At 40.4% G+C, this 10917-nt stretch carries 10 protein-coding genes and 2 pseudogenes; 3 read left to right on the top strand and 9 right to left on the bottom strand.

Features of this window, described 5'->3' with window-relative positions; genetic code table 11:
* The 5 genes and pseudogenes from QNK26_RS00335 to QNK26_RS00315 all read right to left on the bottom strand — a co-directional run.
* Nucleotides 1-735, bottom strand: a pseudogene (locus QNK26_RS00335) (thymidine phosphorylase); the annotation flags it as partial.
* 240 nt (nucleotides 736-975) lie between these two features.
* Nucleotides 976-2496: a lytic polysaccharide monooxygenase gene (locus tag QNK26_RS00330; protein WP_319220251.1), complete on the bottom strand. Its 1521-nt coding sequence runs from the start codon at nucleotides 2494-2496 to the stop codon at nucleotides 976-978.
* A 272-nt stretch (nucleotides 2497-2768) separates the two neighbouring features.
* Complete coding sequence (locus QNK26_RS00325) at nucleotides 2769-3089, bottom strand: YdbL family protein (RefSeq protein ID WP_319220249.1); 321 nt, start codon at nucleotides 3087-3089, stop codon at nucleotides 2769-2771.
* Nucleotides 3090-3106: 17 nt separating this feature from the next.
* The gene (locus QNK26_RS00320) at nucleotides 3107-3289 is read right to left on the bottom strand and encodes a YnbE family lipoprotein (protein WP_017219822.1); all 183 of its coding nucleotides are present in this window, start codon (nucleotides 3287-3289) and stop codon (nucleotides 3107-3109) included.
* Nucleotides 3290-3301: 12 nt separating this feature from the next.
* Entirely contained in the window at nucleotides 3302-5884 is a 2583-nt protein-coding gene (locus QNK26_RS00315; RefSeq protein ID WP_319220247.1) for a YdbH domain-containing protein, read from the bottom strand.
* 227 nt (nucleotides 5885-6111) lie between these two features.
* Between QNK26_RS00315 and QNK26_RS00310 the strand changes: the two genes are divergently transcribed.
* Nucleotides 6112-6363, top strand: a complete 252-nt coding sequence (locus QNK26_RS00310) for a hypothetical protein (protein WP_319220245.1) — start codon at nucleotides 6112-6114, stop codon at nucleotides 6361-6363.
* A 23-nt stretch (nucleotides 6364-6386) separates the two neighbouring features.
* On the opposite strand, the gene QNK26_RS00305 is transcribed toward QNK26_RS00310, so the two are convergent.
* Nucleotides 6387-6911 carry a M48 family metallopeptidase gene (locus tag QNK26_RS00305; RefSeq protein ID WP_319220243.1) on the bottom strand — a complete coding sequence of 175 codons (525 nt, stop codon included), beginning with the start codon at nucleotides 6909-6911 and terminating at the stop codon, nucleotides 6387-6389.
* A gap of 174 nt (nucleotides 6912-7085) precedes the next feature.
* Between QNK26_RS00305 and QNK26_RS00300 the strand changes: the two genes are divergently transcribed.
* Nucleotides 7086-7430, top strand: coding sequence for a YajD family HNH nuclease (locus QNK26_RS00300; RefSeq protein WP_319220241.1), 345 nt, complete (start codon nucleotides 7086-7088; stop codon nucleotides 7428-7430).
* A 106-nt stretch (nucleotides 7431-7536) separates the two neighbouring features.
* Here QNK26_RS00300 and QNK26_RS00295 read toward each other — a convergent pair whose 3' ends face one another.
* Nucleotides 7537-8799 (bottom strand): BamA/TamA family outer membrane protein, encoded by a 1263-nt coding sequence (locus QNK26_RS00295; protein WP_319220239.1) that lies wholly within the window; start codon nucleotides 8797-8799, stop codon nucleotides 7537-7539.
* 218 nt (nucleotides 8800-9017) lie between these two features.
* On the opposite strand from QNK26_RS00295, the gene QNK26_RS00290 reads away from it, so the two are divergent.
* Nucleotides 9018-9875 (top strand): DUF547 domain-containing protein, encoded by an 858-nt coding sequence (locus QNK26_RS00290; RefSeq protein WP_319220237.1) that lies wholly within the window; start codon nucleotides 9018-9020, stop codon nucleotides 9873-9875.
* Nucleotides 9876-9943: 68 nt separating this feature from the next.
* Here the strand turns inward: QNK26_RS00290 and QNK26_RS00285 are convergent, their stop codons facing one another.
* Entirely contained in the window at nucleotides 9944-10486 is a 543-nt protein-coding gene (locus QNK26_RS00285) for a prepilin-type N-terminal cleavage/methylation domain-containing protein (protein WP_319220235.1), read from the bottom strand.
* A 70-nt stretch (nucleotides 10487-10556) separates the two neighbouring features.
* Nucleotides 10557-10917 (bottom strand): annotated as a pseudogene (locus tag QNK26_RS00280) (HD family phosphohydrolase); the annotation flags it as partial.

Here is a 10917-nt window from a genome sequence, read left to right as displayed (position 1 = left end):
CCCTCCCCACACGAGGCAAGCCCCAGTTTTATCAACAACCGCTTGGATCTCATCAAGATCAAGTTCGACCTTCATCAGAACTTCCATCGTATCAGCGGTACCTGCTGGTGAAGTAATTGCGCGCGAGGAGTTTTTAGGAATAATCAAACCAGCGGCACTGACAATAGCGACCACCAGTGGTGTTGTTCTGTTGCCGGGTAAACCACCAACACAGTGCTTATCATAGACATTTTTATGTCTGGGCCAGCTTAGCCGTTTTCCGCTATCAACCATCATGCGCGTCAAAGATACTATTTCGGCGGAATTAAGATTATTGCCAGCACACGCACATAAAAAACTGGTAATTTCAATATCACTATAACGATGATCTCTAATATCGGTCACGATAGACCTAATATCAGCTTCGCTCAGTTCATGCCCATAGATCTTTTTCCGAACTGCACTGGTAGATAAAACCACAGGTGCGTGCTTAACTTGCACTTTTGCGCCACAAACGACCCCAAGACGTTGCATGGCAACCAAAGAGAAGCCGATATGTTGGACAGGTAACACGTGTTGCTCTACAACGTTAAGTGTGGCTATTATATGCTGACCACCGGATAATACTAAAACACGGGAACTTGCCATCAATCCTTCAGCTAGGCATATATGACAATCATTTCTCATGTATACGACGGGTTCTTGATGGGTATCAATGCCCATATCGAATGCTATCAGTTTCTGTTTTTTACCCATATTCGCTACCTTCAATGCTGATAAATCGAATAGGTATTTTTGCCATTTGGTGTCATCTAGATGATTTGATACTCGTTGAGGCAATAATTCCTTAATAGGGGGAAGTTCAGGCAGTGTTCAATCTTCACCTAATAATAGCCTTAAAATGAAGTTATGTTATTAGTTGCTCAGGAAAATATCTAAAATCCGCTTATCTCAGACAAGCGGATTTTAGAAGCATAACCTAATTATCGTGATAATTTAGCGCCAAACGCCCCATTGACCAGTCGTGCCAGGTTCTTCACCAGTAGTCCACCATTGGGCAGTCCATATCTTATTACCATAACTCACAACATCATTAGCGGTATAAGTTTGGTTTCCACTCCACGCATTACCAACAGGCTCATCAGGGTCTGTTGGTTCAACTGGATCCGTTGGTCCGTCAGGACCCGTTGTGCCAGTTGGCTCTACAACAAAAGAATATACTTCTTCATCCGTCGCATTGTCGCCACTGAGTACTAATTTAAACGTAAGTTCTTGACGTGTATTAGCTAGCTCAGCAGTCTTAATAATAAGTTCATTGTTTGAGCCAATCACCATATTAATCGGTGTACCACTCGTTTGTAACCATTGCACATTTGTCACATCACCTTTACTCTCAGCCTGCGTTAAAACAACATAATCGCCATGTTTAACACTCGCTTTATCTAGGTTTTTTAATACCTTCGGAGAAATAACGGCTTCAATGCTAAGGTCGTCAGTCGTAATCGAAAATTGACCTGATGCTCGAGCATCCTTTGAGTTGAAGTAATTACCATGTAAGTCATTTTTGAAATACATGTAGTGATTCATCTCTTCGTGCCAACGGCCAATAAATACATTGCCGTTGTATTTAGATTCATACCAACCATTTACTTTCGAAGCTAATAAACGATCCCAATCATTCTTATTGTCCTCTGTGACGACAAGAGAGAATGAAGAGTGCTCGACACCATCTTTATTCAATACTTTATAATTAACACTATCACCTACAGAGGCCGAATCTAAACGGATACTTTCAGGTATAAAGGCACTTCCCTCTTGAAGGTACGGGGGAATCGGATCTGGATCTGGAATGACAGGTGGTGGTATAACCTCATCATTGACTATCGTGATGTCGCTACAGTTATAGAAACCTTCCCCCGCGCTATCGATGCGCTGCCAGCGTACTAACAACGTAGCATCTCCGACCCGATCAGTTGGAATTGTGACGTTGATGCGATATTTACCGCCTTCAGCAACCACATTGCCTTCTTCTTGAATCAGCTCCAGATCGCCCCATGCAAGCGGCTTAGATAGGTCAGCATTCGGTTTGGTTAAATAAAACTCCCAGAAAGACGGGTTATGTAGAGCAGTGGCCTTAAATACATATTCAAATGTACCAGCCTGAACATCTGAACGAGTCCATCCAGAGTGTGCCGCGCCCATGCCTTTTTTCTGAGGGTCATTGGCATAACATAGCGTTCCGTCTGGGATCGCATTTTTTACCGCTTGAATATTGTTGTAGTCCGAGACATTAATTGAAAATTCATTGTGCTGAACAAACGGGTATGAACCTGATATATCTTTTGCTTGAGCACAGGCAGCATTGGGCGGTGTGCCACTCCAGATGCCGCCTTGATCATAACAAATTTTCTGTCTCGCTTCAGGGTATTCTGACCAGCCATGAGCTAAAGCTTGCCCACTAAACAATACCGAATACACTGATAAACTTGCAATAGTTAATACTGTTTTCCGTAGCATATGATTGTTCCCTTCCTTTTTAACACACAGATAATTATATTAATGCCTTAACAAACACATGGGATACATAATCCACAAGAAGTTGTTAAAGCGGTGTAACAAAGAAAATATTACATTAACTAAATATGTTAAAACACAGGAACAATTTTTAATATTCAAGATAATGTGCCTAACTGGCTACGTCGATTTAAGCCATATAAGCATTTATCTACAAGCAAAAAAAACCTGCAGCGCTCAAAAGTCACCGCAGGTTTTTTATGATGGCGTCATTATTACTTCTTCTTCCACTGACCCGGAGAAGATTCAATAAACTGACCTTTTTCTGTCATCGACATGGCTTTTTTCGCTGCTTGTGCAGAAATGGCTTGAACAGTAACATTGTGTTTAGTTGCTAACTCTTGATATTTAGCTTTACGTTTTGCATTCACGGTTTTAATTAATGCATTAACTTCACTGCTTGGCTTAACGGCACCTAGGTAGCCATTGACTTGCTCACCAACCAGTCCAGCTTGCTTTGCGGTTTGTAAATCCATTGCTTGTACCGAAAAAGACATCGCAAATAAAATAATCAAGGTTGAAAAAATTCTTTTCATTGTAAGCTCCATTTTGGCTAGAATAACTCATCGTCGCTAAATACATCATCTAGCTCTTTATCAACTTTCACTTTGATTTCATGATCAATCTTTACGTTTAAATTAATCACAATCGGTTTATCGGGAACGGCAAGTTGTACTGTTGGCGTACAACCGGCAATAAGTACAAGTAAACTTGCACTAAATAACAGTGCTTTCATCATATTATATCCTTATGGCTTATTCATTTTATCCAGTGCATCATACATCGAATCATTAATTCTTAAGCTACGAAATAGCTGCAGTATATTTTCTTCATGAGAATAATTAAACTCAATTGGTCGCTCTACACTTGGATTGCGTCCTTTGATATTAATCGTTAATTTAGTTTCTCCGCTGGGTTTAAAGTCCACATCACTATGCAAACGATCATAATGCAAGTTTTCCAATAGCTCCAACGCATAACGTAATTGCGGTTGGGTTAGTTTTAACTGATCTATGGTCGCATTATCCTTAATTTGGATGATGCCTCCCTCACCTTGGCCTTCTATTATACCATCGGTTATCGATACCGCCGATCCTTGCAGCACAAACGGTAATTCTGCCTTTAATAAGCCAGTCACTTTTACACCTGGAACTTGATATAATTCAATAGCCTCTGGTAAAGATAGGTGGCGAACCTGTATCTGACCAACAATATGATCAAAATCTGTAATTATCAGTGGTGAAACAGAAACGGTACCTGAAAAAACTTCGCCCGAGACATTATCAACAACCACTTGTAACTGCTCATCGGCCAATGATACCAATGCCGATACATTTATATTGTGAACAACAGGTCCCATATTAACGGTTGCAACATCACTATTTATCGTACACTTCACCGCTAATGATGCCAAAATATCCGCGTCTTCGGCATCCATTTTACAGCGCCAATGGGTGTTCAGATCTGCTGCACTAATATCATTAAAATGGCCGCTATCAGCTGTTATCTCACCGACAATATTAGCCGTCAAATACGGTTGCTGTGCATTCAAATTTAACCTGTAGTTAAGCTGATTTGTCATCTGTGCAGCTAACTCGAGCCCGGCTGGTAAGGGATATATTTTCGTTATTACAGACGGGATATCTTGTGTTGGCAGCAGCCAGTAACCTTCGGCTTTATTTGGCTCAAGACTAGACAAACTAAGCGTGTTGTTACTTTTTAAAACCGTATCATCGAGCTGCCAATCAGAGCTAAGCACCACCTTGTTAACACTAAACTGGCCCTGATGTTGCGCAGTTAATGTATTTATCTGATACATCTGTTGATATTGGTTATTAATTAATGTGGTAGAAAAAGACCAATTGAAAGGTAATACTTCATTGTTTACGATGTTAATCGTTGTCGGGGCAAGTAATTTGAGCGCAATATCGTCACTGGACATATCGGTATATTTAAACTGCTGCGCAGCTATGTTTGCTTGGTTAACAAGTAACTGAGTTTGTGGTGGTACACTTGCCAGGTTAATCTCCATCACTCCTTTTGCAGTCACTTGTATCGGCATTGGTGCTAGTCCATCAATAGCGCTGAAAAATCGACTGTTACTCGTAGCTGAAACAGCCCAACCACCTTGCCAAGATTGCGGGGTGAGTCGCAGTTTATTCACTTGCAGCGCTAATGTATTTTCTGACATTAATACTGTTGTCGCCAGTTGCTGCGCAGTTACCTGCCAATTCTCAATATTTCGTTCTGCTACCGTCACCTGCAGAGATAATGGTAACGTCGGCCTTATCGTAACGGGTGCTAGTTTTGGCGATGCTCCTTGCTTGAAGGATTGGCATACTCCACTGTCGATTTTAAATAATGCGCCAAACGCTGAACAGTTGTCTGCAGATACAGTGATAGGATCAATATCAACTAAGTTTAAGTCGATTGTCTCAGGTAACCAGCCTTTATCATCAAAAGCTAACTCAGTGTCTAACGTTAAGTTTGTATTCGCAATTAAGGATTGTTGCTGCTCGTGCAGTGCTGCCTTGTGAGGTAAAGCAGACAGTCCAGCATTGTTAAGCAAAATAGACAATGCCATGCGATCCATATGTTGTGGATCGAACGCTAATTTCAGCTTTATCGTGCCGGATAGTAAGCCATTGAATTCGGGTAAGACGCGGCTAACGATTGCATTAACCTTGCTTAAGTCCGTGTTCAATCGTGCTTTCAGAATTTTGTTATTATCAGTGTTGCGACTATCAGCACTGCTAACGTCTTTTGATACATAGTTTAACTGGGCTGTTAGCAGTTGCTGATCTTGCAGCCACACAGAAAACCCAAATTGTGGGCTTGCATCGTTATAACGCAAGACTATATTTTTAACATCGAAGGTAGTTAACTTAAGGGCTGACCAAGACTGTAATTTATTCGCGCTGAAATCAGGTAAATTCTCAGCCTGCACCGTCATATTGTGAATATGGAGATCGGGTATCCAATCAGGCAGTTCAGGAATAATCAGAACATTGGCCGTGGTTTTTGGGTCAGTTTCTGCGGTTTGATTTTCAGTCACTTGCTCAAACTGCAAATAATCTATAGTTAGAGCAAGGTTATCCAGTGTTATTTTTTCAATAAACAAAGGCTGTTGTAAATCAAATTGAATCTCTAATCCGGTTAACTGCTCGACTCTCACGCCGTAGCTTTTAACGAAATAATTACTCACGCTAATACTAATACGCTCGCGATAGATAAAGGTGCTCACGACACTTATCACCACGAATATAAGCAGTCCAAGGATCGCAAATGTAACCTTGTTCGATGATATTGCTGTTTTTTTCGGCGTCGACATTGAGGAAAACCTTCGCGAGTGTAAGTAACTATCCTGAACTACAAAGTTAACCAAATCAAGAATAAACACACCTCTACTGGTGATGGCAGAGTATTTTAAAAAGCACTGCTTGTATTTTTCACTCCTGAAACTAATTCTATTTGCGTGCAAGTTCCTGACGAAATAGCGTCTGAAACGTGTAAACTATACCACTACGTCCTATACAGCTTCTAATACGACACATTAAAATGGCAAAACCAAATAAGAAAGGTCCGACTCAAACCGTTGAGATATCTTGCAGTAAATGTAAAACGCTACTGTTTAAGTACCGTAAAGGCGGTAAAGGTAGTTTAGTTAAATGCTTTAAAGAGCGGATTGTCACTGACTATTGTGAAGCGCCCTGCACTTGCCCTAAGTGCGGACAAGTATTCGCAAGAGATACCTTAATTAGAGGTACGCCAGCTTATAAGATGGTGGGTGGCAAAGTAACAATGAAATAAATTCTGCTCGCAACCCAATTTAGCTAGTAAATCTCACCTCTAAACTCGACCTGGGTTAAATACAAACGCATTTCAAATTCGAACTGATGATAATCTGGCAGCATGTGCTCACAAAGCTTGTAGAAAGCTTTGTCGTGGTTTTTTTCGCGAATGTGAGCCAACTCGTGAACAGTGATCATTTGTAAAAAAGGTTCAGGGCAACGTCTAAACATTTCACTAATACGGATCTCGTTTTTACTCTTTAGTTTATTGCCCTGCACACGTGATACAAACGTATGTAACCCTAGGGCATTATTCACCACATGAATTTTAGGATCATAAATGATCTTACTGATCGGTGATGATTTCTTTAAATAATTGTTCTTCAGCTCCATGACAAATTCACGTAGCTTTTTATCATTGGTAATTGCATGGGTTTGCGGATATTTAGTTAATAAGAATTGACCGAGTGTATCTTGTTCTAACATCAGTTTTACTTTGCTTTTAACTTGATCTGAATAAGCCGACAGGTATTTAAGTGCGGTTGAATCTATTTTTGAAGCAGGCATAGGTAAAATTAAATACAGATAATTGGGATGACCAGTATTTTACCCGATCCACTTTACCTTATCTACTTTTGTTCAGCAGCCAATCACTGGCTTAAATAGCCGATCTAAATAAGCAGTTGATCAGGGGTTGATATACTTTTACAATAACCTTTTTATTATTATGGATGAACAATCATGTCATCAGATACTTTAGGTACTAGCGCTGTTTATAAGCGTATGGAACAAGGTTATCGCGAGAAAGCACTTAAGTTATTCCCATGGATATGTGGCCGCTGTACACGCGAGTTTGTTTATTCTAACTTAAGAGAGTTAACGGTTCACCACATGGATCATGACCACAGTAACAACCCCAATGACGGTAGTAACTGGGAATTACTCTGCTTATATTGCCATGACAACGAGCATTCTAAATACACCGAGCAAGATCAGTACGCGACAGAAGTTGAAGCCGGTGATAACAACCAAGAGTCAGCGACTTACAATCCTTTCGCAGATTTGAAGTCAATGTTCAACAAGTAACAATTGATTTTGGCCTTATTGCAAAAACTAAAAAGCCGTAATTGCATACCCTTTAAATGGCTTACAATTACGGCTTTTTTATGTCTTTATTATCGTTACCTTGCCGCTAGAATGGCTGGTTAACCATAAACCACGTTTGACCACCATTTTCACTTTTTGCAAAATCAATACGTACTAACACGCCTTCCACGTTAAAACGTAAGCCTAAACCAGCGGTCCACTTCAAATCGTCATGCAACTCATCAATATCAAAGCTATCCGCAACCTGCCCAGTTTCAACAAAGGCAGACCATTGCCACCACGGAAAACTATAAAATGGTAAATTTTGTAATGGCTGCCAATGCGGTTTCACTCGGTATTCAGCACTGTAAGAGACTGCGCTTCGGCTGTAAAATTGCGCTGTTGAATAACCACGTAAGCGATTAAAACCACCGAGCTTAATACCTGCAAACGCGGGTGGACGGTGCTTACCCGCAACCCCAGTACCACTATCCCATGTTGGGGTGTCGGCAAGGTAATAGTTAAATGCTAAGACTTGTTCTTTAAAGAACATGTTTTCATCAAAAGGCACAAATGCACTTTGTTCTAATTCCCACGTTGTCCAACTGTTGCGTTCATCGTTACCAAAATCACGACGTACGGTGAATCGAGTTTGGCTGCCCGATTCGGTATCACCAACACTGTCGCGATTATCCCAGTCAAATTTTAGCTCTAAACCTTGTGAGGTATTGGGTAAATAATCATACCCTGTAATGTCTCTTTGTTGCTGAAACGGCGTTACATTAATACTCGTCACACCTGACGTTAACGGGTTAAACGCCATGTCACCACGCTCCGGAATTAAACTTCGCGCGGCGCCATTAGCGCCTAGTCCCCAAGGTAATACATATCTCGCATTAACACGTAGAGACGTCTCAGTACCCTCAGCAATAATTTCGTTGGTCGCTCGGCGTTCACCTCTCACTTTTGGGACGGGCAAGTAATAAATACCATTACTTAAATAACCACGGTAGTATTCCGTTGAAAATAGCCACGACTTTAAGCCTGGTAGTGCATAGTTCTGAAATGAAAGAAAACCAATATTACTGTCATTTTTGCTGTAGAGACCCAAACCAAAAATTGACGCTTGTGGTTGCCCTGCATGTTTAATTATGCCAGCGGCACCAACTGCAGTACCTAGTGTATCAGTTGAAATAATGAAAGGAACACCTGCAAATTCAGTATCAAAGTGAGGCATTTTGGTTGTATGCTCAGTATTACTAGTCGCAGTATTTTCTTGGCTAGTTTTTGTCGTCTCTTGGGCATCAACCTGACTTGTTATTAATAATGCAATGCATAATAAAGAGGCGCAAATATTCTTATAAGACACTCATACTCCAAACAGTAATAAAATCGATATTAATAAATTTCAGGCAGCGAAAGATAGCCTATAATTTGACATATGTATATGATAATACAAAAATGAACGCGCCCAACAGAGCTTTTACACTACTTTAATAGATTTACCCAGTCAGACCACTAAATACCATATAACTATCAAATAAAAATAATAAGTGCTCAACAACTTAATATAAAGCAGGGATACATGTGAACAACAATCAACAATCATTAACAAGCACAATAACCCTTACTCTATGGTTATTACTCATAGTCTTGTGTAGCGGACTTTATTCAAAAAGCACAGTTGCTGCAACGACGTCATATTGGCAGACAAGTAATGAATCGATGAGTGAAGATATCAATCATAATCAGTGGCAGTATATTTTAAACCGCTATTTAATCGTCGGCGAAAATGACACTGCTATTAATTTTTTTAATTACAAAGGGGTGACGAATTCAGATCGCACGGTGCTCAAGCAATACCTTGTTCAACTACAACGTATTGATCCCCTACAATACCGCAAAGCACAGCAACAAGCTTACTGGATTAATTTATACAATGCGCTGACCGTAGAACTGATATTAGATAACTACCCTGTCAAATCTATTACTAAGCTCGGTAAGCGTTTTTTCTCTTTTGGTCCATGGGATGATGATGCGGCGGTCGTCAACGGAAAAACACTGAGCTTGAATGACATTGAGCACCAAATACTACGCCCTATTTGGCAAGACCCACGTATCCATTACGCAGTGAACTGTGCTAGTTACGGTTGTCCAAATTTAGCGGCTAGCGCTTTTACCGCGAGCAACACAGAACAGCTATTAACGGCGGGTGCAGTTGCTTATATAAACCACCCACGAGGCGTGACAGTTAAAGGCAGCGATTTGGAAGTTTCGAGTATCTATAAATGGTATGCAGAGGATTTTGGCGATAATGACCACGCCTTAATCGAACATTTAAAACGCTATGCCAAACCAGAGTTAAAGCAAGCTTTACGGCTATTTCAACAAAACCCTAGTGATATCGATTTTGAGTATGATTGGCGTTTAAATCAGCCGGAATAATGAGTTCAACACTCTATTAAATAATCAATAATAACGATTCATCATTGGCAATGAATCGTTATTGGACTTTAAGAGTGAGTCGACACCCTACCTATATTAGAATCATAGCGAATGTATAATGAGCGGTTATTCGTTCGTTGATACTGGCAAACCCCATCAGGTTCAACAGGATCGTTAAAATAGCCGTAAACCGCAGTAAACTCATCGCTGTTGCCGTCTGAGTCAAGCTTGCTACTGCCTGTGTTCAAGATCGTATTCCATAGCGAGACACAATCATCAAGATTACCAGTTTCAATTGAAGAGTCAGGACCAACAAAACTCTGTGCTGGCCAGCCAGCGGCATTAAAGTCAATAAGTCCTTCAGTCCCTGAACCATATAGTTGAATATCGTTGTTAGCGTTTAAATCGGTAGCAGATCCCATGATCACCCATTTACTGTGCGCAAGATTTACCGCCCCTTGCAACGCACCCGCGGTACCTTCGACAACAGCAATATCAGCATCATCAGCCAAGTTAATAAAGCGTGGTAATGCAGTAGCGGATAATACCCCCAGCACAATAATCACAATAACCAATTCAATTAGGGTAAAACCACGTTGTAACGTATTCAAAATTATTAACCTTAATATTTAGCAGCGGGCAATTATAGTATATATACACTAATTGTATATATCTTAATGACTATTCACTTTTTGTACTTTCAAAATAATAACTAATTCGACTTCTCGGATTTAAATATTCATTAATTCGTTCTGGTAGTTTATCCGGCTTAATCACCCCAGTAATGGTTAACTTTCGTTCTTCCAAGTCTATGATAGGTGCTTCTGCACGTGGTACTTCGCCATCATAAATTAGAATATTTGGATACAGTAATCGATCAGAGTTTACTGACAGCACCATGCCTATTTGCTCATTTGATAATCGCACCACGCTGCCTGGAGGATAAATGCCCAATATCTTCACTAATAACTTTAAATCGTCTTGATTGTACTTATTGGCACTATTTTTATATAACCAAGACAAGGCGTTTGACGGTACACGT

The organism is Moritella sp. (assembly GCF_033791185.1).
Lineage (GTDB): Bacteria > Pseudomonadota > Gammaproteobacteria > Enterobacterales > Moritellaceae > Moritella.
This window is presented reverse-complemented; position numbering and strand designations above follow the sequence as displayed.